Annotated in this window: 21 protein-coding genes; 16 read left to right on the top strand and 5 right to left on the bottom strand. The window is 71.4% G+C overall.

Going from position 1 to position 23,439, the window contains the following annotated elements; genetic code table 11:
• Window positions 1–54: 54 nt before the first annotated feature.
• Complete coding sequence (locus tag ACIO3O_RS33780) at window positions 55–903, top strand: spermidine synthase (RefSeq protein ID WP_401752576.1); 849 nt, start codon at window positions 55–57, stop codon at window positions 901–903.
• A gap of 98 nt (window positions 904–1,001) precedes the next feature.
• On the opposite strand, the gene ACIO3O_RS33775 is transcribed toward ACIO3O_RS33780, so the two are convergent.
• Entirely contained in the window at window positions 1,002–2,150 is a 1,149-nt protein-coding gene (locus ACIO3O_RS33775; RefSeq protein WP_401752575.1) for a hypothetical protein, read from the bottom strand.
• 144 nt (window positions 2,151–2,294) lie between these two features.
• Here ACIO3O_RS33775 and ACIO3O_RS33770 point away from each other — a divergent pair, with 144 nt between their 5' ends.
• The 3 genes from ACIO3O_RS33770 to ACIO3O_RS33760 all read left to right on the top strand — a co-directional run bounded on the left by ACIO3O_RS33770 (window position 2,295) and on the right by ACIO3O_RS33760 (window position 5,482).
• Window positions 2,295–2,741, top strand: coding sequence for a DUF4442 domain-containing protein (locus tag ACIO3O_RS33770; RefSeq protein ID WP_401752673.1), 447 nt, complete (start codon window positions 2,295–2,297; stop codon window positions 2,739–2,741).
• Window positions 2,742–3,009: 268 nt separating this feature from the next.
• Complete coding sequence (locus ACIO3O_RS33765) at window positions 3,010–4,626, top strand: carboxylesterase/lipase family protein (RefSeq protein WP_401752573.1); 1,617 nt, start codon at window positions 3,010–3,012, stop codon at window positions 4,624–4,626.
• Window positions 4,627–4,756: 130 nt separating this feature from the next.
• On the top strand, window positions 4,757–5,482 hold the full coding sequence (locus tag ACIO3O_RS33760) for a DedA family protein (protein WP_401752671.1): 726 nt from the start codon (window positions 4,757–4,759) through the stop codon (window positions 5,480–5,482).
• Window positions 5,483–5,549: 67 nt separating this feature from the next.
• Here ACIO3O_RS33760 and ACIO3O_RS33755 read toward each other — a convergent pair whose 3' ends face one another.
• Window positions 5,550–6,587 carry a Gfo/Idh/MocA family protein gene (locus ACIO3O_RS33755; RefSeq protein ID WP_401752572.1) on the bottom strand — a complete coding sequence of 346 codons (1,038 nt, stop codon included), beginning with the start codon at window positions 6,585–6,587 and terminating at the stop codon, window positions 5,550–5,552.
• 152 nt (window positions 6,588–6,739) lie between these two features.
• Entirely contained in the window at window positions 6,740–7,849 is a 1,110-nt protein-coding gene (locus tag ACIO3O_RS33750) for a substrate-binding domain-containing protein (protein ID WP_401752570.1), read from the bottom strand.
• A gap of 244 nt (window positions 7,850–8,093) precedes the next feature.
• On the opposite strand from ACIO3O_RS33750, the gene ACIO3O_RS33745 reads away from it, so the two are divergent.
• From ACIO3O_RS33745 to ACIO3O_RS33705, 9 genes are all read left to right on the top strand, one after another.
• Window positions 8,094–9,407 (top strand): ABC transporter substrate-binding protein, encoded by a 1,314-nt coding sequence (locus tag ACIO3O_RS33745; protein WP_401752569.1) that lies wholly within the window; start codon window positions 8,094–8,096, stop codon window positions 9,405–9,407.
• Window positions 9,407–10,438 carry a carbohydrate ABC transporter permease gene (locus ACIO3O_RS33740; RefSeq protein WP_401752567.1) on the top strand — a complete coding sequence of 344 codons (1,032 nt, stop codon included), beginning with the start codon at window positions 9,407–9,409 and terminating at the stop codon, window positions 10,436–10,438. Before ACIO3O_RS33745 ends, ACIO3O_RS33740 begins: the two co-directional genes overlap by 1 nt.
• Window positions 10,439–10,441: 3 nt before the next feature.
• The gene (locus ACIO3O_RS33735; protein WP_401752565.1) at window positions 10,442–11,329 is read left to right on the top strand and encodes a carbohydrate ABC transporter permease; all 888 of its coding nucleotides are present in this window, start codon (window positions 10,442–10,444) and stop codon (window positions 11,327–11,329) included.
• Between the two features lie 182 nt (window positions 11,330–11,511).
• A complete protein-coding gene (locus ACIO3O_RS33730) occupies window positions 11,512–15,177 on the top strand; it encodes a heparinase II/III family protein (RefSeq protein WP_401752563.1) in 3,666 nt (1,221 codons plus the stop codon).
• A gap of 168 nt (window positions 15,178–15,345) precedes the next feature.
• Window positions 15,346–15,921, top strand: a complete 576-nt coding sequence (locus tag ACIO3O_RS33725) for a gamma carbonic anhydrase family protein (RefSeq protein WP_401752561.1) — start codon at window positions 15,346–15,348, stop codon at window positions 15,919–15,921.
• A gap of 150 nt (window positions 15,922–16,071) precedes the next feature.
• The gene (locus tag ACIO3O_RS33720; RefSeq protein WP_401752559.1) at window positions 16,072–16,311 is read left to right on the top strand and encodes a hypothetical protein; all 240 of its coding nucleotides are present in this window, start codon (window positions 16,072–16,074) and stop codon (window positions 16,309–16,311) included.
• A 186-nt stretch (window positions 16,312–16,497) separates the two neighbouring features.
• Window positions 16,498–17,283, top strand: coding sequence for an acyltransferase (locus ACIO3O_RS33715; RefSeq protein ID WP_401752557.1), 786 nt, complete (start codon window positions 16,498–16,500; stop codon window positions 17,281–17,283).
• Window positions 17,284–17,394: 111 nt separating this feature from the next.
• A complete protein-coding gene (locus ACIO3O_RS33710) occupies window positions 17,395–17,985 on the top strand; it encodes an XRE family transcriptional regulator (protein WP_401752555.1) in 591 nt (196 codons plus the stop codon).
• 98 nt (window positions 17,986–18,083) lie between these two features.
• Window positions 18,084–18,797, top strand: coding sequence for a hypothetical protein (locus ACIO3O_RS33705; RefSeq protein WP_401752554.1), 714 nt, complete (start codon window positions 18,084–18,086; stop codon window positions 18,795–18,797).
• A 23-nt stretch (window positions 18,798–18,820) separates the two neighbouring features.
• Here the strand turns inward: ACIO3O_RS33705 and ACIO3O_RS33700 are convergent, their stop codons facing one another.
• Entirely contained in the window at window positions 18,821–19,228 is a 408-nt protein-coding gene (locus tag ACIO3O_RS33700) for a CoA-binding protein (protein WP_401752553.1), read from the bottom strand.
• 93 nt (window positions 19,229–19,321) lie between these two features.
• Complete coding sequence (locus tag ACIO3O_RS33695; RefSeq protein ID WP_401752551.1) at window positions 19,322–20,263, bottom strand: AraC family transcriptional regulator; 942 nt, start codon at window positions 20,261–20,263, stop codon at window positions 19,322–19,324.
• A 137-nt stretch (window positions 20,264–20,400) separates the two neighbouring features.
• Between ACIO3O_RS33695 and ACIO3O_RS33690 the strand changes: the two genes are divergently transcribed.
• The 3 genes from ACIO3O_RS33690 to ACIO3O_RS33680 are packed head-to-tail and all read left to right on the top strand — an operon-like array spanning window position 20,401 to window position 23,431.
• A complete protein-coding gene (locus ACIO3O_RS33690; RefSeq protein WP_401752549.1) occupies window positions 20,401–21,777 on the top strand; it encodes an MFS transporter in 1,377 nt (458 codons plus the stop codon).
• A 58-nt stretch (window positions 21,778–21,835) separates the two neighbouring features.
• Window positions 21,836–22,744: an SDR family oxidoreductase gene (locus tag ACIO3O_RS33685; protein ID WP_401752547.1), complete on the top strand. Its 909-nt coding sequence runs from the start codon at window positions 21,836–21,838 to the stop codon at window positions 22,742–22,744.
• A 60-nt stretch (window positions 22,745–22,804) separates the two neighbouring features.
• Window positions 22,805–23,431 carry a YigZ family protein gene (locus ACIO3O_RS33680; protein ID WP_401752545.1) on the top strand — a complete coding sequence of 209 codons (627 nt, stop codon included), beginning with the start codon at window positions 22,805–22,807 and terminating at the stop codon, window positions 23,429–23,431.
• The last annotated feature ends 8 nt before the right edge of the window (window positions 23,432–23,439 follow it).

Genomic DNA, 23,439 nt, shown 5'->3' with positions numbered 1-23,439 from the left:
CCCGGTGGTGCGGGGCCCGGCGCGGAGCTGTCGGGTCCGGGGGAGAATGGGCGGATGAATGAATCCGTGCCCGTCGTGCGGGAGGTCGACGGTGGTACCGCCCGGCTGATGCCCGACGTCGACCGTCCCCGGGCCTGGCTGCTCACCGTCGACGGGGCGCCGCAGTCGTACGTCGATCTGGACGAGCCCGAGCATCTGGAGTTCGAGTACGCGCGGCGCCTCGCCTACGTCGTGGACGGGGTGGGGGAGCCGGGGGAGGCGCTCGACGTCCTGCACCTCGGTGGGGGTGGGCTGTCGTTGCCCCGGTACGTCGCCGTCACGCGGCCCGGGTCGCGGCAGGACGTCGTCGAGGCCGACCGGGGGCTGCTCGCGCTGGTCGCCGAGCACCTGCCGTTGCCGCACGGGGGAGCCGGGATCACCGTGCACGGAGCGGACGGGCGGCGGTGGCTGGAGGGGGCCGCGGACGCGTCCGTCGACGTGCTGATCGCGGATGTCTTCGGGGGATCCCGGGTGCCCGCCGCGTTCACGTCGGTGGGGTACGCGCGGGAGGCGGCCCGGGTGCTGCGGGCGGACGGCGTGTATGTGGCCAACCTCGCGGACGGGGCGCCTTTTGATTTCCTGCGGTCTCAACTCGCCACCTTTCGGGGTGAGTTCGCCGAGCTGGCGCTGGTCGCCGAGCCCGCGGTGCTGCGTGGGCGGCGGTTCGGCAACGCGGTGCTGGTCGCCTCACGCAAGCCCCTGGACACCGCCGCCCTGGCCCGGCGCACCGCCCGTGACGCCTTCCCCGCCCGGGTCGAGCACGGGGCGGCCCTGGTCCGCTTCGTCGGGGGAGCGGTCCCCGTGCCGGACGCCGAGGCGACGGCCTCGCCCGAGCCGCCGAGCGGGGCCTTCGGCATCGGGTGAGTCCCGGACGTAGCGGAAGCAACGGAACGGGACGACGGGCGACCGCCACCTGCGAGGTGGCGGGCGCCCGTTTCGTGCGGGACCGGGGGCGGAGTGGGTCAGCCCGCCAGGCGGAGGGTGCCCAGGATCTTCATGACGGTCGCGTCCGAGACCTCGTCCTTGACGCCCTTGGCGCTGTGGAAGACCCAGGTCTTGAAGTCACCCTTCGCGTTCTTGAAGCCGAAGGCGAGCGACTTGCCGTCCGACGAGCACTTGTTGGCCTTCTTCACGCCGACCGCCGTGCCGACCGAGATGCTGCCCTCGACCCCGGCCGTGGTGGTGAAGGGCTTGCCCTTCGTCACGTTGATCTTGCCGGTGCGCTTCTGGTCGTAGCCGCCGAAGACCCAGTTGCCCGCCTGGCCCTGGGCGACCTCCGCGGTGTCCTTCGCGCCCTTGATGCCGCCGGTGGTGCCGACGTGGGACAGGGCGGTCTTGTCCTGGTCGCCGTCGTTGTCCTCGTCGGTCACGCACCACTGCTCCTTGAGCGTGGCGGGCGCGGACATGATGGCGACCGGCGGGCCGGTCGGGTTCTTGGCGTCCTCGAAGCCGAGCAGCGTGCTGGTCGACTGGACGTCCCACTCCGGCGGCACGTCGAAGACCGTGCCGTGCTTGGGGTTGATGACGACCTTCCAGCCGGGGATCGTCGGCTTGGCGTCGATGCCCGCGCGCGGGTTGGCGGTGCCGCCCGCGCCCGGCGCGGGTGCGCTCGGGTCGGAGGTGGCGGGCGCGGAGTCCCCGCCGGCCGCGGGCTGGGTCGTCTTCGGGGCGGCCACCGGAGGAGCCGGCTTCTCGTCCTTGTCGCCGAGGACGAAGATGCCGGTCACCGCCAGGGCGGCGACGACCACCACGCCCGCGATCGACGCGGTGATGATCGTCTTCTTGCGGTCGCCGTCCGGGCTGCCGCCGGGTCCGGGCGGACCCGCCTGCATCGGCACCGTGTACGGAGCCTGCTGGTACGGGGCCTGCTGGCCGAAACCACCCGGCGGGGGCGTCGGCGCGGAGGCGGGGTAGCCGTATCCGGGCTGGGTGGGGGGCTGCTGGTAGCCCGGCTGCTGGTAACCGCCCGGCGGCGGCGTCGGCGGCTGCCCCGGCGGAGGGGGCGGCCCTCCGGGCGGAGGCGTCGCCGAGTACCCCGGCTGCTGGTACGGGTTCTGGTTCTGGTCCTGCGGGTTTTGCTCGCCCCCGGGCGGCTGCTGTCCTGGCCACATGGCCAGTAACCATAGAGGGGTGGGGGCACAGGGGCCACAGTCGCCCCTGGAGGGAGCGTGAAGGCTTCGCCGGGGGACGGGGCGGAGGGGGATGGCCAAGCGTCACTACTCGTGGGTAACATCACGGCCATGAGCGCAGATCAGATGTCCGTCGGCGAGATGCTCGCCGCCACCGTTCCGATGGCCCGCACGCTGGGACTGGAGTTCCTGGAGACCACCCCCGAGAGGGCCGTCGTCCGCCTGCCGGACCAGGCCGACTACCACAACCACGTCGGCGGCCCGCACGCCGGAGCGATGTTCACCCTCGCCGAGTCGGCGAGCGGTGCGATCGTGATCGCCGCCTTCGGCGACCAACTGGCGCGTGCCGTGCCGCTGGCCGTCAAGGCCGAGATCGGCTACAAGAAGCTGGCCATGGGCGTCGTCACCGCGACCGCCACGCTGGGCCGTCCGATCGCCGACGTCGTCGCGGAGCTGGACGCGGGCGAGCGTCCCGAGTTCCCGGTCGAGATCGCGATCACCCGCGAGGACGGCGCGGTGACCGGCGAGATGACGGTCGTCTGGACGCTGCGGCCCAACAAGCCCAACGCGTAGTACGGCGCGGCTCTTTCGGCAGGGCGGTGTCGCAGGGCGGTGTCCCACCTCGGCGGAGGTGGGGCACCGCCTTTTGCGTGTTACATCTGTTTCTTGTTCAACTTATTGACTCCTTCCGGGCCCAGATCTAGCTTTCACGGACAAGTCGCAAGCCCCGGCGTGTTCCGCCTTCAAGGAACGAACGCCGCATGATAGTTGGCACGTGTATATGCCCCATGACCTCAACGAAGAGGGAGCGGCCATGACGCATGCAGCAGCACCGGGCCCGATGAGACTCCGAACGCACCGTGCCGCGCTGGGACTTGCCGCCCTCGCCGCCTCGGTCGCCGCACTCCTGCCGATGCCCGCACAGGCCGCGCCCCACGGGGACGGGCCGGTCGTGCGGACCGCGTCCGGCGCCGTGCGCGGCGAGAGCACCCCCGAGGGACAGCAGTTCCTCGGCGTCCCCTACGCGGCCCAGCCGGTCGGCGCGCTCCGCTGGAAGGCGCCGCGGGCCGCACCGGAGTGGCGGGGCGTGCGCGACGCCACGCGCTTCGCCAACAAGTGCGTCCAGACGTCCAGTGGGGACCCCGGGTACGAGAAGCCCTCGTACACCGAGGACTGTCTGGCGCTCAACGTCTACACCCCGAAGCAGAACGCGCCCCGGCACGGCAAGGGCCTGCCCGTCATGGTCTGGTTCCACGGCGGCGGGCTGACGGCCGGTGCGGGGCAGGACATCGTGCCGGACACGTTCGCCCGCACGACCGGAACGGTCGTCGTCGCCGTCAACTACCGGCTCGGCGCGCTGGGCTTCCTGTCCGCACCCGGCCTCGACGCCGAGGCGCAGGACACGACCTCCGGCAACTTCGGCATGCAGGACCAGCAGGCGGCCCTGCGCTGGGTGCGCGCCAACATCGGCGGCTTCGGCGGCGACCCGTCCGCCGTCACCGTCGCGGGCGAGTCCGCGGGCGGCCTCTCGGTCTGCACCCAGCTCGCCTCCCCGTCCGCGCGCGGGCTCTTCCGCGCCGGGATCATCGAGAGCGGCGCGTACAACGACTGCGCGGTCCGTACGAAGAAGACGGCGGCCGAACAGGGCACCGCCTTCGCCGCGAAACTCGGCTGCACGGACGCGAGGACGGCGGTGGCCTGTCTGCGCGGCAAGAGCTCGAAGGAGGTCCTCGAAGCCCAGGACGGGTTCTCCTGGAGTCCGGTGGCCGGCGGCACGTTCCTGCCCGTCCAGCCCGCGGCGGCCTTCACGGAGGGGAAGGCCGCACGGGTGCCGGTGCTCAACGGCGCGAACAAGGACGAGGGCAGGCTGTTCGCCTTCGGCATGTTCGACGGGCGGGGCACGCCGCTGACCCCCGAGGCGTACCCCGTCGCGGTGAAGGCCCTCTTCGGGCCGCTCGGCGACAAGGTGCTGGCACGCTACCCGGTGACCGCGTACACGACGCCGACGATCGCCATCGGCACCGCCATCGGCGACCAGATGTTCGCGTGCAGCGCGCTGCGGCTCGACCGGTCCCTGGCCACGCACAACACCGTCTACACGTACGAGTTCGCCGACCGCACCTCACCGCCCTTCGCGTCGACGAGTCCGCGGCCGGGCGACTTCGACTTCGGCGCGATGCACGTCAACGAGCTCCAGTACCTCTTCAAGCACTTCGGGCTCACCAGCCCCTTCAACGCCGAACAGCGCAGGCTGTCCGACCAGATGGTGCAGTACTGGGGCTCCTTCGTCCGGGACGGTGCGCCCCGGGCCGCCGGACAGCCCGCCATGCCCACCCAGAACCGCACCCCGGGCACGGTGCTGTCCCTGAAGACCGCGTCCGCCGGGGGCAACACCCGCGACGGGAAGGCCGCAACCGACCACCAGTGCGACCTCTGGGACGCCGCCGCCACGGCCTGACCAGGGGGGTAGGCTGCCCGGCGGCGCCCGCGGGGCGCGGGCCGGGCAGTCCGCTTGAGTTGTCGCTTGCGTCGACCCAGCCGTTTTGAACCTTGTGACCTTGCGTACGAACACGACGGAGGAACCGGCGTTGCACGTCCAGGAATGGCTGGAGACCGTGCCTGCGGTCAGCATCTACATCCTGGTGGGGGTGGTCATCGGTGTGGAGAGCCTCGGCATTCCGCTGCCCGGTGAAATCGTCCTCGTCAGTTCGGCCCTGCTCGCCTCCCAGCACGGGGAGATCGACCCGTACGTCCTGGGCGCGTGCGCGTCGGCGGGGGCGATCATCGGTGACTCGATCGGGTACGCGATCGGGCGCAAGGGAGGCAGACCACTGCTCGCCTGGATGGGCGGGAAGTTCCCGAAGCACTTCGGTGAGGCGCAGATCGCCATGGCGGAGCGCTCGTTCCAGAAGTGGGGCATGTGGGCGGTCTTCTTCGGCCGCTTCGTCGCGCTGCTGAGGATCTTCGCGGGACCGCTGGCCGGTGTCCTGCGCATGCCGTACTGGAAGTTCCTGATCGCCAACGTGCTGGGCGGCATCGTCTGGGCGGGCGGCACGACGGCCGTCATCTACTCGGTGGGCGTCGTCGCCGAGGCGTGGCTGAAGCGCTTCTCGTGGCTGGGGCTGCTGCTGGCGGTGGCCTTCGGTCTCGCGTCCATGCTGGTGCTGAAGAGCCGGGCCAAGAAGGCGGCGGCGAAGGCGGAGGCGGAGCAGGCGTCGGAGGAGTCCGTCGCGGTGCGGGCTGCCGGGGAGAAGCCCGCCGCCGAGGCCGGGTCGGCGGCGGAGCGGGAAAAGATTCCTGCCGCCGCCGACTGAGCCTCTCGCGAGGTACGTTCGAGATCGCGAGGTACGTTCGAGATACGTTCGAGGAACGTTTTCCCGCCTACGCCCCCGCGCCGACCACGGCGACGGGGGCGTGGTGCACCTCCTGCGCCTGACCCAGCGCCGAGGAGGCGTACGCGGCGAGGACGGTGGCGACCACGTCGCGACCGGTACGGGCCCCGACCGCCGGGGGGCGTTCGCCCCGTACCGCCGCCACGAAGTCGCGGAGCTGGTCGTGGAAGGCGACGGCGACGTCCGCGTTGATGTCGGCGGGGGCCCGCAGCTCCCGCGCCTCGCCCGAACCGTCCGCCAGCCACAGCCCCTTGGCCTTGGACGCCCGCAACGTCCCCTTCTCACCGGTGATTTCGAACTCGTCGAGGTCGGACAGCGCACCCGCCGTCACCGAGACCGTGGCCCGGATGCCGCCCTCCAGCTCCAGGTGCAGCAACCCCTCGGTCTCCACCGGCACATCGCGGTGCACGATGCGCGCGTCGACCCGCAGCGGGCGGGCGTCGGTGATCCAGGTGACCCGGTCCACACAGTGCGCCCCGATGTTCATCACCGCACCGCCGCCCGCGAGTTCGGGGTCGAAGAACCAGGCGGGCCGGTGGCCCGGCCGGTAGTCGGTGGCCCGGCGGTCCACGACCGACACGGGTGCGCCGATCAGGCCGGTGCGCACCGCCCGGTGGGCGGCGGCCGTCAGCGGCAGATAGTGCTGGATGTGGCCGAGGAAGAGGGCAACCCCCGCCTGGGCAAAGGCCTCTGACACGGCGTCACAGTCGCTGAGGCTGGTCGCCATCGGCTTCTCCAGCAGCACCGGTATCCCGGCGCGCGCGGCGGCGAGCGCGGGCTCCACGTGCAGGGCGTGCGGGGTGCACACCACCAGCGCGTCGACCAGGCCCTCGTCCAGCATCTGCGTGTACCCGGTGGTGACCTTGGCGCCGGTGAGGTCGGCGAGGGAGCGGGCGCGGTCCTCGGCGATGTCGTGGACGGCGGTCACCCGCGCCTGGTCCGGCAGCGCGAGCGCGGCCTCCGCGTGCAGCCGGGCAGCGCCTCCCGCGCCGACGAGTCCGAGCCGTACGGCACCTGTGGGGGGCACTGCTGGGGGCATGACTACCTCGCTGGTCCGGGAAGCTGAGCCCCCACCCTCACCAATTCAATCCCTGAATACAACCCATTGGAGGGAATGAATTATGCCGTGAGTGCTCCTTCAGGTGCTCCTGCGGCCGCCTCCACCAGCCCCCGGTGCCCTCACCCCACCGGCCCCGTCGAGTCCCGCACCACCAGCCTCGGCACCACCAGCTGCTGCACGACCGGCGCCGACGGGTCCGCGATCCGGCGCAGCAGCGTGCCCGCCGCGAGCCGCCCCACCTCGGCCTTCGCGGGCGAGACCGCCGTCAGCGGCACCTCCGACAGCTCGGCCACCTCGTCGTCGTACCCGACCAGCGAAAGGTCCCCCGGTACGGACAGCCCGCGCCGCCGCGCAGCCGAGACCAGCAGTGCCGCCTCCCGGTCCGCGAAGCAGACCACCGCGGTCGCGCCCGCCGCCAGCAGCTCGTCCAGGAAGGCGTCCGCGTCCGGCATGTCCCACCGGGCCCGGCCCGCGTACGGGGCCCCGGCCGGGTCGAGCCCCGAGTCGGCGAGCGCCGTGCGGAACCCGGCGGCGACCGCGTCGGCCGTGAAGGGGCTGTGCCGCTGGAGGTAGCCGATCTTCCGGTGGCCGAGCGAGACCAGGTGGCGCACGGCCACGTACGCCCCGGCGGAATGATTGGAGCAGACGAATTCATGGTGGTCCGCGGAGGTCGCGAAGCGCCGCTCCACCATCACCACCGGCACCCCGAGCGCCTGGATCGCGTCGTGCTGGAGCATCGGGTCCGCGCCCGGCTCCAGCTCCGGCACGAGCAGCAGCCCGGTCGCCCCGGCCGCGAGCATCCCCTCGATGGCGGACCGCTCCTGACCTGCGTCGTAACCCGTGCTGCGGATCATCATCTGGGCGCCGCCCCGGGTCAGTTCGGCCTCGATCGCCGCGATGATCCGGGGGTAGTAGTACGTCATCGAGGGCACGCAGATGCCCACGACCGGACCCGGCACCGGCTCCCCGCCCGCCGGGCCCGCACTCTGCTCGGTGTCCTCGGCGATGTACGTTCCCGAGCCCTGCCGCCGGTAGACCAGACCGTCGGCGACCAGCAGGTCCACCGCCCGGCGCACCGTGTTCAGGCTGACGCCCTGCTCCTTGGCGAGCTGCTGCTCGGTGGGCAGCCGGCCGTCCGGCCAGCGCAACTCGGCAACGCCGCGCCGCAGTTCCTCGGCGAGGCGGCGGAACTTCTCCCCGCGCGCGGCGGGACGCGGCGCGGTGCTCATCGGGTCTCCCGACGGAAAACCGACGGCTGACGGACGGACATAAGGCCTCCAAAGGGGGCGTCCAGGGCGGTCACTGCGCCTTCAAGGGTATGTATCGAGCCGGTAACGGAAAATTCATTCGTACGAATGCCTTGACCTTAGTGCAGCGGCGGCAACAGAATCCGGGCATTCCTTCCTTCCCCAGCTCGTCAGCTCGTCTCCCTTCGGCGCCCAATGAATGTGCGCCCGAGAACGGTGGTGTCACATGAGACTTCGTACCACGACCAAGAGCACGGCACTCGTCGCCGTCGCAGCCCTGGCCCTGACCCTCTCCGCCTGCGGCGGTGCGAGCAGCGCGGGCGGCGGCGAGGACTCCAAGGAGTTCACCTACTGGTCGATGTACAAGGAGGACGAGCCCCGCGCCAAGGTCATCAAGGACGCGGTCGCCGCCTTCACCCAGGAGACCGGCATCAAGGTCGAACTGGTCTTCCAGGGCCGCGAGGTCCTCAACAAGCTCCAGCCGACCCTGGTGGGCGGCAACGTCGCGGCGGACCTGGTCGACCAGAGCCAGTTCAAGATCCGCGACACCCTGGCCGCCACCGGCAACGCCCGCGACCTGTCCGGGGTGCTCGACGCGAAGGTCACCGGAGAGTCCAAGACCGTCGGCGAGACCGTGCCCAAGGCGTACCAGGACCTGGTCAAGGACAAGGAAGGACAGACCTACCTGATCCCGACCAACGTCCAGACCTGGCAGGTCTTCTACAACAAGAAGCAGCTCCCGGACGTCGCGGCCAACCCGCCGAAGACCTTCGACGAGTTCATCGCCCTCCTCGACAAGCGCAAGGCCGCGGGCAAGGCCCCGCTCGCCCTCGACGGCGACATCCTGGCCTACGTCGACCAGTGGGTCTCCACCCTGATGATCCGCGAACTGGGCGCGGGCAACTGGAAGAAGGTGCTGGAGGACAAGTCCGGCGCCGGCTTCGACAAGCCCGAGGTCCTCAAGGCCGCCCAGAACGCCGAGAAGATCGGCAAGGGCACGTACTTCGTCGACGGCTGGGACGCCAGCAAGTTCCCGGCGATCCAGCAGAAGTGGGCGCAGAACAAGGCCGACTTCCTCTACATGGGCACCTGGGGCCCGTCCGAGACCGGCGAGATCGCGGGCAAGGACTTCGAGTACGGCTCCTTCCCGTTCCCGAAGACCGCCGCGGGCCACGACTCGGAGCAGGCCAGCCTCTACGGCTACGGCATCCCGAAGAAGGCGAAGAACGGCGTCGCCGCCGAGAAGTTCATCCAGTTCTTCCTCGGCAAGAAGTGGATGGACCGCCTCGCCACCGAGGAGAAGTCCATCACCGTCCGCGCCGACGTCCCCGCGGTCAAGGACCTCCAGGGCCCGCAGAAGGCGCTCCAGGGCGCGGGCTCCATCCACGTCAGCCAGGACGGCGTGGAAGGCATGTCCGACTGGGAGACCAAGATCACCCAGCCGCTCAGCAAGAAGCTGATCTCCGGACAGATCAGCGCCGCCGACTACGTCGCCGAGCTGAAGAAGAGCACCGTCAACTGGTGGAAGGCCAACGGCTGATGAGCACCGCCTCCGCCGAGGTCCGGGAGTCCGGGACGGCCCCCCTGCCGTCCCGGGCCCTGCCCGACCCGGCCGTCACGCCCCCGGGCGCCGTCGTCGACGTACCGCCGACGAAGAACGACAAGCGGTCGGACGCGCCGACCAGCCCCCTCCAGCGGGGCCGCCGCAAGCTCTTCGTCCCGTTCGTCGGCCCGGCGTTCTTCCTGTACGCCGTGGCCATCGTCGCCCCGACACTCTTCACGGTCGTCCTCTCCTTCTCCAAGTGGGCCGGGTCGGGACCCATCGAGTGGGTGGGCTTCGACAACTACAAGCGCCTCTGGTACGACGACGTCTTCGCCTCGTCCTTCGGCAACACCCTGCTGATCCTCTTCGGCGTCGGCTTCGGCACCTTCCTGCTCAGCTTCTTCTTCACCACGGTGCTGCGCGAGATGGCCGGCCGGAAGTTCGTCCGCGCGGTGATCTTCTTCCCGAACGCGGTGTCCGCCCTCGCGATCTCCATCCTCTGGGGCTTCCTGTTCCAGGCGGACGGCCTGATCAACAAGGTGATGGGCGCGCTGGGCCTGGACGCCCCGCCGCGCTGGCTCGCCGACGACAACCTCTTCTACGTCATCTGCATCGGCCTGATCTGGATCAACACCGGCTTCTACACGACCATCCTGATGGCCGCCGTGGACCGCATCCCGATCACCCTGTACGAAGCGGCCGACCTCGAAGGCGCCAACGCCTGGCAGAAGTTCCGCCACGTCACCCTGCCGATGATGTGGGACGCGGTCGCGGTGAGCGCCACCCTCTGGGTGATCAGCGCCATCAAGATCTTCGAGTTCATCTACGTCTTCGCGGGCGCCGCCGGATCCACCCCGACCACCAAGGCGTGGACGCTGTCCCTGTACGCGTACGCCGAGGCCTTCCAGCCCACCGGCGTGGCCAGGTTCGGCGCGTCCGCCGCGGCCACGGTCGTGACGCTCGTACTGATCGTCCTGCTCATCGTGCTGACCCGCCGGGTCACGCGTCGAGAGTCCCTGGAGTTCTGACCCATGGCCAACCCCGCACTGCCCCGCCCCGTGCTCGGGAGCCCCGCCCCCCGCCGGAAGTTCCAGCGGCCCCGCGTCAAGCACGTCGTGTACACGTTCGTCTGGGCCATGGTCGCCTTCGACCTGCTGGTCCTGGTCTGGATGGCGCTCTCCTCCTTCAAGACCGCCCGGGAGATCTTCGCGACCCCGTTCGGACTGCCCGAGAGCTGGCAGCTGGAGAACTGGGCCCGCGCCTGGGAGGTCGGCGACTTCGGTCCCGCCATCCTGCGTACGCTCCTGGTGGTCGCCGCCACCGCGATCGGCACGGTCGCCATCGCGGCCCCCGCCGCCTACGCGCTGAGCCGGTTCGGGGCGCGCTCCGCGAGCGGGCTGACCTCCTTCATGGCGATGGGGCTCGGCATCCCGATCCAGGCGATCATGCTGCCGCTGTTCGTGGCCATGTCGCAGATCGGCCTGGTCAACAGCCTCGGCGGGCTGATCCTCGTCTACATCGCGACGTCCGTCCCCTTCGCGGTCTTCTTCCTCACCGCCTTCTTCCGCAGCCTCTCGGCCGAACTGGAAGAGGCCGCGGCCCTCGACGGGGCCACCCCCTGGCGCACCTTCTGGCAGATCATGCTGCCGCTGGCCCGCTCCGGCATCGTCACGCTGGTCATCCTCAACGTGATCGGCCACTGGAGCGAGGGCATGCTCGCCATGATCTTCCTCCAGGACCCGCAGCAGCAGACCCTCTCCCTCGCGCTCCTCGGCTTCATGTCCCGGGTGCAGTTCAGCGGCGCGGACTGGGGCGGCCTGTTCGCCGCGATCGGCCTGGTCGTCCTGCCCCTGCTGCTCGTCTACATCTGGCTCGGCCGCCGGATCATCGAGGGCATGACCCTGGGCTCCGGCAAGTAACCCTCGGGGGCTCTGCCCCCGGACCCCCGGATTTCGCCCCTGTCCCGCCCCTTCACCTAAAGCGCTCGCCGCGCGGCTTGTTCGTGGTTGCTCGCGCAGTTCCCCGCGCCCCTGACGGGGCGCGCTCCATCACAGCAGTACGGCACTTCCTCCCCATCCCTTCCTCGTCAAAGGAGACGAGTGTGCCTGCTCGAAGAACGGTTGCCGCGTCCATCACCCTGGTGGCCCTCACCACCGGCCTCACCGTCGTCGCCCCCGCCGCGTCGGCCGCGGACTCCCTCGTTGTCAACGGCGGCTTCGAATCGGCTGCCGCCTCAGTCCCCGAAGGGTGGGGCGTCTGGAAGCCCGCCGGTGACGGCCAGGTCGTCGTATCGGACGAAGCGGCGGAGGGCTCCCACTCCGTCGAACTGCGCACCGACAGCGCCGACGACCGCGTCGCCATCACCCAGAAGGCCAAGCTGCCCAGCGCCGACGGCGGCTGGGTCAAGGTCTCCGCACAGGTCCGCGCCAAGGACCTCAAGGGCGGCCGGGCGAGCGTCCGCGTCCAGTTCAAGACGGCCACCGGCACGAGCGCCGGTTCGATCCGGTACGTCGGCGTGGCCACCGGCACCACCGCCTGGCAGCGCGTCGAGGCGTACGTCGAAGTACCGGCCGGTACCGCCCAGTTGAGCGTCGAGCCGATGGCGGACGGCGCGGTCGGCAGCTACTTCCTGGACGACCTGCGCATCGACTGGGCCGGGGACCTCGCCCCCGTCGGCGGCTGGACCCGCGTCCCGCTCGCCGGCACCCCCGACCTCGCCCTCGACGAGCAGGTGCGGTACGCCGGGAGGCCCACGCTCCGTATCGACGCCAAGACCGGCCAGCAGGGCCGCTTCCGGCGGGACTTCCCCGTCACCGCGCGCCAGGTCTACCGCTCCGAGGTGTGGGCCAAGCTGGCCGGGATCACCTGCAAGCAGAGCGTCTTCGAGGTCGCGTACACCCCGCTGTCCGGCGGCAAGCCGGTCCTCGGCCCGGACAAGAAGGAGATCCGGTACGCGTACAAGACCCTCGACCAAGAGCTGACGGACTTCACGCTGCTCTCCCACAACGTGCCGATCCCCGACGGCGCCGACGCCCTGCGCGTCGAGCTGACGTACGCCGGACCGGGCACGGTGTGGACGGACAGTTCGTACGCTCCCGAACTGCGTCCCGGCGACGTGGGCGGGCGCTTCCCCAGCAGCCGCGTCCAGCACCCGCTGAAGAACCCGCAGAACATGATGGGCAAGGCCGACTGGGACTCCATCGCGAACGAGTCCGCCGACGTCAAGCGGGAGAAGCTCGGCGCGCTGGCCACCGCCGACGAGGCGACGTACCTCGCCGAGGCCCGCAAGGCGTCCGCCGCGCGCACCGGACTCGACCAGCACCCCGAGTTCGAGAACCACCTGCGCCGCCTCGCCGAGCTGGGCGGCGACCAGGAGCGACGCCGCGCCGTCCTCGGCCTCACCGCCTTCGCCGAGGGCTACGACAAGGTCCCCTACCTGCACGCCGCCTGGTCGAAGAACACCATTCCGTACAACGCCGTCCGCGCCTACGACCTGGTGTACGACTCCCCGGACTGGACCCCCGAGAGCCGCGCCGCCGTCGAGAAGTGGCTGCGCGCCACCGTCGTCGCCTTCGCGAACCTCGCCGACCACCGCATCGTCGGCCAGCACAACATCGAGGTGTACGGCTTCCGTTACGCGTTCGGCGTGGCCTCCGTCCTCGGCGACCCGGACCTGGTCCGGCACGTACTGCCCATGGCGGACCGGATGTTCAGCGGCGAGCAGTTCTTCGCCGACGGCAACTGGGAGGAGGGCTCCGCCTCGTACCACGACCAGGTCGTGGTCTTCGGCCGAGGCGCCTTCCAGCTCCTGGCCGACAACTTCACCGACCCGGACGGCTACCAGGACCAGGCGTACGGACTGAAGCTGGACCACACCGACCTGGTCCCGGGCCGCTACCCGATCTTCACCAGGACCGACCGCCCGCTCAAGGAACTGCACTACCCGGACGGCGCGCCGATCACCCTCAACGACACCCACTTCCTGCCCGCCGACCAGGCCGTCGCGGACGACCCCATCAAGCCCGAGTACCTGCGCAACGTCGAGCAGTACCACTACGGCTACTTCGGCCTCACCGCCGGGAACACCCAGGACGCCACGCACGCGGGCCTGATGTTCCCGCAGTACAGCGAGGGCCTGCCGTACAAGGCCGGGCACGGCCACGGCAGCCACCTCGGCCTGAACCTCTGGGGCTCCGGCATGGAGGTCCTGCCCGACCAGGGCTACCCGGTCAAGCCGGACAACAACCGGTACTGGCACATGGACACCCCCGCCCACAACACCCCCTGGATCTGGTCCCGTTCGGCCACCGCCCAGGAGTGCGCGGACGCGCTGCCCACCCGGGCCTCCCTCCTCGCGTACGACGACGGGGCACGCTCGAAGAAGCAGGTCCAGCTCGTCGAGGCGAGCGAGCCCGGACCGGCCTCCGACAAGGCCGAGGTCAAGCGGCGCCTGCTCGCCGTGATCCAGGTGCCCGGCGGCCGCCCGTACACCGTGGACCTCTCCCGCCTCAAGGGCGGCGACGCGCACCAGTGGTTCCTGCGCGCCTCCGAGGACGAGGACACCACCCTCGACACCGCGCTCCCGCTCAAGGACGGCGGCGCGACGGTCAAGGACTACTACGCGGCGTCCGGCCACGACGAGGGCCTCGCCGAGGACCGCGACCTGATGAAGACGCCGAAGGTCGGCGACGGCGCGAAGGACCTCTCCTTCACCTGGACCGGCGACCGCACCGGAACCGGCATGCGCGCCTATCTCAACGGTGCCGACGGCGACGAGGTGATCTTCTCCAAGACGCCCACTTTGCGCCGCACCGCCAACGAGATCCCCAAGAAGAACGACTTCCCGGGCTGGCACTTCCAGCGCCGCTCCCTGGTCACCCCCGACGACACCACGACGTACGGCGCGGTCTACGACACCTGGCGCAAGGGCCAGAAGCCGCAGCTCACCTCCTCGGCGTTCGAGACCGGCTACCAGGGCGACGCGATGACCACGGTCGTCCGCACCGAGACCGACCGCTACCGCGACACGGTGTACGTCAGCGACGACACCACGATCCGCGACGTCGACGGCATGAAGCTGGCCGGACGCTTCGTCCTGGTCCGCACCGACAAGCGCACCGGGGCCGTCGTCTCCTCGTACGTCTACGGAAACGGCCAGGTCAAGGCGGGTGCGTACGTCGTCGTCCAGAACGACGCAGAGGCCACCCTCCCGGTCACCGGTACGTCCAGCGCCTACGACGGCACCCCAGCCGCCCCGGCCACGGACGCCCCCAACGAGCTGAGGGTCAACGGGCCGACGGACGGCCTCGGCTGGGCCAAGGGCCTGTGGGCCACCACCCGGCTCGGCGACGGGCGCGGCTACGGCCTGCGCGTCGACGGGGTGAAGCCGGGGGCGCTCGGGGTGCACGACTGGGTGCCGTTCCAGGTCAAGGACGGTGCGGCCGAGACCAGCTTCGAGAACCGCGGCGAACGTGTCGAGGGCCCCGTCACCGCGACCGTCCGCCGCCCCGACAGCAGCACACTCGGCCCGGACACCCTCACGGCGTCCGTCCGCGACGCGGTGGCCGACCGGCGCATCACCGGCCGCATCACCGAGCGCAGCCTCCTCGACCAGCTCTCCGGACTGCGCCGGGACTGGGACAGGCCGCTGCTGCGCAACGCCCGCATCGCGGCACTGGCCGTGCAGGTGCGGCTGGCCTCCGGGGTGACGATCGAGCGGCAGTACGCGGAGCAACTGCTGGCGTCGCTCAGGTCGGCCACAGCCTAGGGGCCCCCTCTACCGGGCGGGGTGGGACGCAGCCGTTGGGGCGGCTGCGCACCACCCCGCTCAGCCGTGTCCGCCGACCCCCGCTCGGCCGGGTTCCGGCGGGGTCGTCTACGGTGCCGGGCAAGGACAGCGGCGCGGCAGGACCCGACAACGTACAAGGAACACACCATGACCGAAACAGCAGGTCGCAGCGGCAGCACCCAGGGTGCGCTGATCATGGGCGTCGGCGGGAGGCAGCCGCGGCTCGCGGCGGACGCCTTCGCGGCCCCGACCTCCGTGGTCGTCGGCGACGTGACCCTCGCCGAGGGCGCCAGCGTCTGGTACGGGGCGGTGCTGCGCGCCGACTGCGGGCCGATCGTGCTGGGCGCCGACGCCAACATCCAGGACAACTGCACCGTCCACGTCGACCCCGGGTTCCCGGTGACCGTCGGCGAGCGCGTCTCGGTCGGCCACAACGCCGTGCTGCACGGCTGCACCGTCGGGGACGACGTGCTGGTCGGCATGGGGGCGACCGTCCTCAACGGCGCGGTCATCGGCGAGGGCTCCCTGGTCGCGGCCCAGGCGCTGGTGCCGCAGGGAATGGTGGTGCCCCCGGGGTCGCTGGTGGCGGGCGTACCGGCGAAGGTGCGCCGGGAATTGACCGAGGAGGAGCGCGAGGGCATCAAGGTCAACGCCCTGATGTACCGGGATCTGGCGGCGCAGCACGGGGCTGCGGTACGGGAACAGGACCCGTCCGGGGCCTGATGCACACGCACGTGCTCCCGCGCAACCCGCACTGGGCCGAACGGCCGCACTACGGCTCCGAACGGGCGTAACCCGACCGGCCCCGTAGTAGGACGGATGGCGCACGGTATGCCTAAGTGCGTCCCATTCCTCCTCACTTAGGAGACCAGTATGCGCGCCATAATCGGACGAGCGGTGGCGGCTTCGGCCCTGGCCGTCATCGCGATCGCACCCCTCGCCGGCACGGCTGCGGCGAGCACGGTGGACCAGACGGCCAAGGCGACTGTGGCGGCCGACGGTTGCTGGCGGCACCACGGTCACGTCTACTGCGACGACGGCCCGTGGTATCACCACAACCACGGCGTCGGCGTGGGCGTGGGCGTCGGACTGGGTCTGGGCGTCCTGCTCTGACCCGGCTGACCAGCCCGTAGTACGCAACACCAGCACGTCGGCAGTACCGCAGTACCGGACATGAAGAGGGCCGTACGGAGCACCGTCCCAGTGCTCCGTACGGCCCTCCCGCGTCCACCCCGGGTGGGGTGAAGATCACAGGTCGCCCCGCTGACCGGCCCGCGCCCCGCCGACTACCGTGTGCGGGTGCCGAAGAACAGAAACACGTTCTCCTTTCCCGCCCTCCCGGCCCCCGTGACCGGGGCCCTCGCCGCCGCGGCGCACTGGCGGCGGCGCGCCACGACGCGGGCCGTCCACGGCGGCTGGCGCATGATCCAGCAGGCCGGAGCGGTGAGTGCGCAGCGGCCCGGCAAACTGCGCTTCGGCTCCCTCGGCCACGGCAGCAAGCTGGCCTTCCCGCAGGGCACCGTCTTCGGCGAACCCTGGATACACCTCGGCGACTACTGCATCATCGGCGAGCACGTCACCCTCACCGCCGGAATGATGCCGGGCCTGGACCTGGGCCCCGACCCGATCCTCACCCTCGGCAACGGCGTCGTCCTCGGCCGCGGCAGCCACATCATCGCCGACACCACCATCACCATCGCCGACGACGTCTACTTCGGCCCGCACGTCTACGTGACGACCACCAACCACAGTTACGACGACCCCGAGACGCCCATCGGCAAGCAGTGGCCGCGCATGGAACCCGTGTCGATCGGGCCCGGCTGCTGGATCGGCACCAACGCAGTGATCCTGCCCGGCGCGAAGCTGGGCCGGAACGTCGTCGTCGCGGCCGGGGCGGTCGTCCGGGGCGAGGTCCCCGACCACGCGGTGGTCGCGGGCGCGCCCGCCCGGATCGTACGGACCTGGGACGAGGAGAAGGGCTGGCAGCCGCCGCTGCGCACCCCCGCACCCGTGCCGATACCGGCGGACATCACGCCGGAACAGCTCGTCGCGCTGGCCGAGTTGGAGGAGCGGGAGGCGTCCTGAAGCGCTCGTGGTCCCGTACGGGCGTTCCCGTGGGTTCCGGTACGTTCCAGTAAAGTGAACCAGCCGTTCAACGCATTGCACGGCCTGGCCACTTCTGGGACGGAACGGTACGTGTCGGACCTCGACCAGCTCACGCAGTCGCTCGCCCGCAACCTCAAGCGGTGGCGCGGCGAACGGGGCTTCACGCTCGACGCGCTGGCGGCCCGCGCCGGGGTCAGCCGGGGCATGATCATCCAGATCGAGCAGGCCCGCACCAACCCCAGCGTCGGCACCACCGTCAAGCTGGCGGACGCCCTGGGCATCAGCATCACCACCCTCCTCGACGAGGAACAGACCACCCGGGTCCGCCTGGTGACGCCCGAGCAGGCGGTACGGATGTGGTCCACCGGAGCGGGCGGCCACGCCACCCTCCACGTCGGCACCGAGAACGCGGGCCCCCTCGAACTCTGGTCCTGGCTCCTGATGCCGGGCGACTCCCGCACCTCCGACGCCCACCCCCCGGGCACCGTCGAACTCCTGCGCGTGACGCACGGGGAGCTGACCCTGGTGGTGGACGGCACGGTCCACCCGGTGCCCGCGGGCACCTCCGTCACCTTCGAGGGCGACGTCACGCACACCTACCGCAACGACGGCCCCGCCCCGATGGAGATGACGATGGCGGTCTCGGTCCCGCCCGCCCGCCCGGTCCCGCACGCACGCTGAGGCCGCCGCCTGCTGCGCCCGGCCGTCCTGGGTCCTACGATGTCGTGCGTCGAAAGTCGGCACGGACACGGCACGGACACGTACGACCGGGGGACCCCATGAACGACAACACCTTGCCGGTACCGGCGCACGGTCAGGGACAGCCCCCGCACGGCCCGTTGCCGCAACTCCACGGACAGCCCCCGTGGGGCCCCCTGGACGACCACCTCCTCTACACCTGCGGCGTCGTCCACGACCTCACCCGCGGCCTGCTGTGCAACCGCCCCCCGCTCCCCACCACCACCCGCCTCGCCCCCGGCGAACTCTCGCTGGCCGCAGGGCCGGCCGCCCGCTCCACCTGGCGTCCGCTCGGCGACGGCTCGTACACCCAGACCAGCACCATGGCGATGGGCTCCACCGGCTTCGTCGTCGGCGCACTCGCGGTCAACGCCATGGGCAACGCCTCCCGCCGCAACCAGGCGATGGCCGCCGCCCAGCCCCGCTGGGTGATGGAGAACGGCCACGGCGAACTCACCATCACCGACAAGCGCGCCATCTACTCCCACCCCGAGACCTGGCTCGACCTCGGCTGGACCGGCCTGGCGACGATGGACTTGGCCGCCCCGGACACCTTCGAGTGCGCCTTCCACGACATCAACGGCCGCGGCTACACCACGATCCGCCTGCACAGCCTCTGGGCCTCCCTGATCTTCGTCCTCGCCGCCCACGCCGCCTTCCCCGCCCACCCCCGCCTGCTCTCCCACGGCTGGCTCCCCCTGGGCTTCGAGGCAAGGGCGGCGGCCCACGGCCGCCCCTGCCCGCCGGTGCGCTGACCGGCGCTCCGCGTTGTCGTGCCTCAGCCCAGACGCGGGATCTCGATCGCCGGGCAGCGGTCCATCACCATGTCCAGGCCTGCCGCGCGGGTGCGGTCGTAGGCGGCCTCGTCGATCACGCCGAGCTGGAACCACACCGCCTTCGCGCCGATCGCCACCGCCTCGTCGGCGACCGGGCCCGCCAGGTCGCTGTTGACGAAGACGTCCACGACGTCGACCGGGAAGGGGATGTCGGCCAGCGAGGCGTAGCCCTGTTCGCCGTGGACGGTCTCCGCCTTGGGGTGGACGGGGACGACGCGCTTGCCGAAGCGCTGGAGGGTCTGGGCGACGCCGTACGCCGCACGCGACTGGTTGGAGGAGAGGCCGACCACGGCCCAGGTGTCGCCGGACTCCAGGAGGATCGTGCGGATGGTCTGCCGGATGTCGTCCATGAAGGTCCCCTTGATGTCGGGTGAGGTCGGGTTGACGTCAAGTCATGTGTCGTTGTGCGCTCGATGGTACGAAGTCACGGCGACGGTACGACGTCACGGCGACGCGGGAGCCGTCCGCTGCGCGCGGTACTCGCCCGGTGTCAGGCCGAGCTCCTTGCGGAACGCCAGGTGGAAGCCCACATGGCTGCCGTAGCCGATGGCCTGGTGGATCTCCTGCAGAGGGACGGCCGGGTCGGCCAGCAGTCTGCGGGCCTCCTGGAGTCTGCGGAACAGCAGGTGGCGGGCCGGTGGTTCGCCGACCAGGTCGCGGAAGGTCCGGGTGAACGCCGAGCGGGACATGCCGGCCTCCTGGGCGAGCGAGGCGAGGGTCCAGGGGTGTGCGTACGAGGCGTAGATCGCGGTCAGTGCCCGGCTGACGCCCTCGTGGCGCAGGGCCGTCAGGGCGGGGGAGGACGCGGCGAGTCGTTCCATCGCCGTACGCAGGGCCAGCACGAACACCATCTCGAAGGCGCGGAGTGAGACGAGGGGGGTTCCGGGGGCGCTGCGTGTGATGTCCCGGGGCAGGTGCTCCAGCGTGAGGTGCAGGAGCGGTTCGTCGCGCAGCAGCTCGCGGCGCAGCACGAGGACGCGGGGCAGGGCCCGGTAGAGGGCGGGTTCCGTCGTGGGGTCGTAGTGCAGGCTGGCGCAGAGGATCTCCGTGTCCGGCGGTGCGCTGCCGATCGTGACGGAGGCCGAGGTTCCGGGGGAGAGGTCCGGGAGCACGGAACGCAGCGGGGTCGTCGCGCGGCCCGGGGCCGAGGCGAAGGAATGGGCCGTTCCGTGCGGGAACACCGCGAGATCGCCCTCGTGGAGGGGGAGCGTCTCGCCGTCGTCGAAGGTGAGGTGGCAGCCGCCCCGGACCATGTGGTGGAGGACGGCGTGGCTGTCGTCCGCCCCGGCGATTCCCCAACTCCCGCCCGCCCGCCACCGGCTGCAGTACGTGTCGGTCAGCCGCAGGGGCTTGAGCAGCTCGCTGAGGACGTCGGCCCGGGGCATGGACGATCCTTAAGTGGTTCGGGTCTCTGGTTAATTGATCGTATGCAGTGGACGTTCGAACCTGGGTGGGAGTTCCTCAACTCCGCGTCCCTGCAAGGGAGTGCGGAGTTGTCCGCCACCGTGCTTCCAGGAGAGACATGCCCCGCGCCCTCGTCAGGACCGGCCGGGCGCTCGCGCTGCTCGCGGGCACCCAGTTCCTCCTGATCCTGGACACCTCGGTGATCAACGTCGCCGCCCCCTCCATGGGCCGCGAGCTCGCCATCCCGCCGGCCGCCCTGTCCTGGGTGGCCAACGCCTACCTGGTCTCCTTCGGCGGTCTGCTGCTGCTCAGCGGGCGGGCGGCCGACCTGCTCGGGCGGCGCAGGGTGTTCGCGTCGGGGCTCGCCGTCCTGGTCGCTGCCTCACTGCTCGGCACCCTCGCCGACAGCGCCGCGCTGCTCATCGCCGCGCGCACCGCGCAGGGCGTCGGCGCGGCCATGGCGGCGGCGTCCGCGCTCGCCCTGTTGCTGATGCTGTACGAGGACGGGCCCGGACGGCACCGGGCGCTCGGCGTCTTCGCGGCCATGGCCGGTGCGGGAGGCGCGGCGGGAACCGTACTCGGCGGCGTCCTGACCAGCTGGTTCGGCTGGGAGTCCACCTTCGCCCTGAATGTCGTCGCCGGACTGCTCCTGCTGGTTGCGGCGCTGCGGCTGCTGCCCGAAGGGCGCGCGGAACGCGACGGGCGAGGTATCGACCTGCCCGGCGCGGCCACCGTCACCGGAGGCCTCGCGCTCCTCGCGTACGCCGTCGTCAGCGCCGGTGAGGCGGGCTGGAGCGCGCCACAGACCCTCGGCACGGCCGCCGGAGCGGTCCTGCTGCTGGCCGCCTTCGTGGCGATCGAACGCAGGGCGGCCGCGCCCCTGGTACCGCTGGACATCTTCACTCGGCGCACACTGCGCACGGCGAACATGCTGGCCGCGCTCTGGCAGACGGCCCTGTTCCCGATGTTCTTCCTGGTCAGCCTCTACCTCCAGACGGTCCTCGGGTACGACGCGGTGGGCGGCGGCCTCGGGCTGCTGCCGTTGTCGCTCACCGTGGTCCTGGTCGCGGGCGGCGCGGGGCGGCTGATCGGGCGGTTCGGGCTGCGTGCGGTCATGTGCGCCGGGTTCGTGCTGATCGCGGTGGGGATGGGGTGGCTGTCGCGGATCTCGGCCGCGGGGTCGTTCGTCGGCGACGTGCTGCCGCCCAGCCTGCTGCTGGGCGTCGCGCTGCCGCTGGCCGCCGTCACCACCCAGGTTGCCGCCACCGCGGGCACCTCGGACGACGAGGCGGGACTCGCCTCGGGGCTGGTCAACACCAGCCTCCAGTTCGGCTCCGTGATCGGACTCGCCGCCCTGTCCGGGATCGCGGCCGCCCGCACCGCGGCGGGCGGCGACCTCACCGAGGGCATCGGCGCGGCGTTCCTCGCCGGCGCCGTCGTCGCCGTGGTCGGGGCGCTGGTCGCGGCCCGGCTCCGTACCCCCGTACCTGTCTGATCCCCGTACCTCGTCGTCCGCCTCGTACCACTCGCCCCCCCCCGAAAGGCAGTCCCGCATGACCGAGCACACCGCCCGCCGCCGCCACCTCGTGACCGGAGCCACCGGCCTCCAGGGAGGGGCCATCGCCCGGCACCTCGCCGCACAGGGGGCCGAGGTGACAGGGCTGGTCCGCGACCCGGACGGGCCCGGGCCCGCCGGGGTGAGACTGGTCGGCGCCGATCTGGGCCGGGCGGAGGAGGTCCTGAAGGCCTTCGCGGGTGTCACGCACGCCGTGGTGACGATCCCGCTGGAGTACGACACGGACACCGTGCTCTCCTACGCGCACAACATCGCCGACGCCGCGCGCGCCGTCGGCGTCCGGCGGCTCGTGTTCAACACCAACACCGCGCTGCCCGAGACGGCCACCCCGTACGCCGCCTTCGAGACCCGGCGGGCCGCCGAGGCCGTGATCACGGGCAGCGGCGTGCCCACCGTGGTGGTGCGTCCGCCCGTCTACCTCGACAACCTCTTCAGCCCCTGGAACGGTCCCGCGCTCGTCAACGACGGCGTCCTCGCCTACCCGTTGCCCGCCGACCAGCGGGTGGCCTGGCTCTCGCACGACGACCTCGCGCGCATCGTCGCCGCCGCGCTGGAGAGCGACGCGGTGGTGGGCCGGGTGCTGGACGTCGGCGGCGCGGACGTCGTCACCGGACCCGAGCTGGCGCGGGCCTTCGCCCAGGTGCTGGGGCGGGAGGTGACGTACGTGGCGTTGGACGTCCGGCGGTTCGAGGAGGGGCTCGCCCAGGTCGTGGGCGTGGAGGCGGCCGCGGGCGTCGCCGGGATCTACCACCACGTGAGCACCGGCCTCGCCGCCGGCCTGCTGGCCGCCGATCCCGGGTGGACGCGGCGGGAGCTGGGCGTGGAGCTCACCCCGGTGGTGGAGTGGATCAAGGCGCAGCGCTGGGAGCACTGGGCAGCCGACTGACGGGCGCCTGCGGATCCCCTCGGTGGGCGGGCGAATGCGCAGGCCGCATAGGGTGGCCGGATGGCAGAGCAGTACCGGACCGTCGCCCAGGCGGGCGTGCACGAGGCCGAGATCAACCGATCCCGCTTCCTCTGTGCCCTCGCGCCCGCCGCCACCGAGCAGGAGGCGCAGGACTTCGTCGCCCGCGTCCGCAAGGAGCACCCCACCGCCTCGCACAACTGTTATGCGTACGTCGTCGGGGCCGACGCCGGAATCCAGAAGGCCAGCGACGACGGCGAGCCCGGCGGCACCGCGGGCGTCCCGATGCTCCAGATGCTGATGCGCCGCGAGGTGCGGTACGTCGTCGCCGTGGTGACGCGGTACTACGGCGGCGTCAAGCTGGGCGCGGGCGGCCTGATCAGGGCGTACGGGGGAGTGGTCGGCGAGGCGCTGGACGAACTGGGGACGATCACCCGGCAGCGGTTCCGCCTGGCCACCGTCACCGTCGACCACCAGCGCGCGGGCAAGCTGGAGAACGACCTGCGGGCGACGGGGCGCGCCGTGCGCGAGGTGCGGTATGCGGAGGCGGTGACGATCGAGATCGGACTGCCGGACGCGGACGTCGACGCCTTCCGGGGGTGGCTCGCGGACGCGACCGCGGGAACAGCCACCTTCACGCTGGGCGGAGAGGCGTACGGGGACGCCTGAGAGGGCCC

The organism is Streptomyces sp. NPDC087440 (genome assembly GCF_044744005.1).
Taxonomy (GTDB): domain Bacteria; phylum Actinomycetota; class Actinomycetes; order Streptomycetales; family Streptomycetaceae; genus Streptomyces.
The sequence above is the reverse complement of the archived record's forward strand: the minus strand, read 5'-3'. Positions and strand labels throughout refer to the sequence as shown.

Coding starts and splice junctions, on each gene's coding strand:
- ACIO3O_RS33775 (WP_401752575.1), bottom strand. CDS start 2,150: ATGTGGCCAGGACAGCAGCCGCCCGGGGGCGAGCAAAACCCGCAGGAC.
- ACIO3O_RS33740 (WP_401752567.1), top strand. CDS start 9,407: ATGAGCACCGCCTCCGCCGAGGTCCGGGAGTCCGGGACGGCCCCCCTG.
- ACIO3O_RS33705 (WP_401752554.1), top strand. CDS start 18,084: ATGAACGACAACACCTTGCCGGTACCGGCGCACGGTCAGGGACAGCCC.
- ACIO3O_RS33745 (WP_401752569.1), top strand. CDS start 8,094: ATGAGACTTCGTACCACGACCAAGAGCACGGCACTCGTCGCCGTCGCA.
- ACIO3O_RS33685 (WP_401752547.1), top strand. CDS start 21,836: ATGACCGAGCACACCGCCCGCCGCCGCCACCTCGTGACCGGAGCCACC.
- ACIO3O_RS33725 (WP_401752561.1), top strand. CDS start 15,346: ATGACCGAAACAGCAGGTCGCAGCGGCAGCACCCAGGGTGCGCTGATC.
- ACIO3O_RS33690 (WP_401752549.1), top strand. CDS start 20,401: ATGCCCCGCGCCCTCGTCAGGACCGGCCGGGCGCTCGCGCTGCTCGCG.
- ACIO3O_RS33720 (WP_401752559.1), top strand. CDS start 16,072: ATGCGCGCCATAATCGGACGAGCGGTGGCGGCTTCGGCCCTGGCCGTC.
- ACIO3O_RS33735 (WP_401752565.1), top strand. CDS start 10,442: ATGGCCAACCCCGCACTGCCCCGCCCCGTGCTCGGGAGCCCCGCCCCC.
- ACIO3O_RS33770 (WP_401752673.1), top strand. CDS start 2,295: ATGTCCGTCGGCGAGATGCTCGCCGCCACCGTTCCGATGGCCCGCACG.
- ACIO3O_RS33780 (WP_401752576.1), top strand. CDS start 55: ATGAATGAATCCGTGCCCGTCGTGCGGGAGGTCGACGGTGGTACCGCC.
- ACIO3O_RS33700 (WP_401752553.1), bottom strand. CDS start 19,228: ATGGACGACATCCGGCAGACCATCCGCACGATCCTCCTGGAGTCCGGC.
- ACIO3O_RS33765 (WP_401752573.1), top strand. CDS start 3,010: ATGAGACTCCGAACGCACCGTGCCGCGCTGGGACTTGCCGCCCTCGCC.
- ACIO3O_RS33680 (WP_401752545.1), top strand. CDS start 22,805: ATGGCAGAGCAGTACCGGACCGTCGCCCAGGCGGGCGTGCACGAGGCC.
- ACIO3O_RS33695 (WP_401752551.1), bottom strand. CDS start 20,263: ATGCCCCGGGCCGACGTCCTCAGCGAGCTGCTCAAGCCCCTGCGGCTG.
- ACIO3O_RS33750 (WP_401752570.1), bottom strand. CDS start 7,849: ATGAGCACCGCGCCGCGTCCCGCCGCGCGCGGGGAGAAGTTCCGCCGC.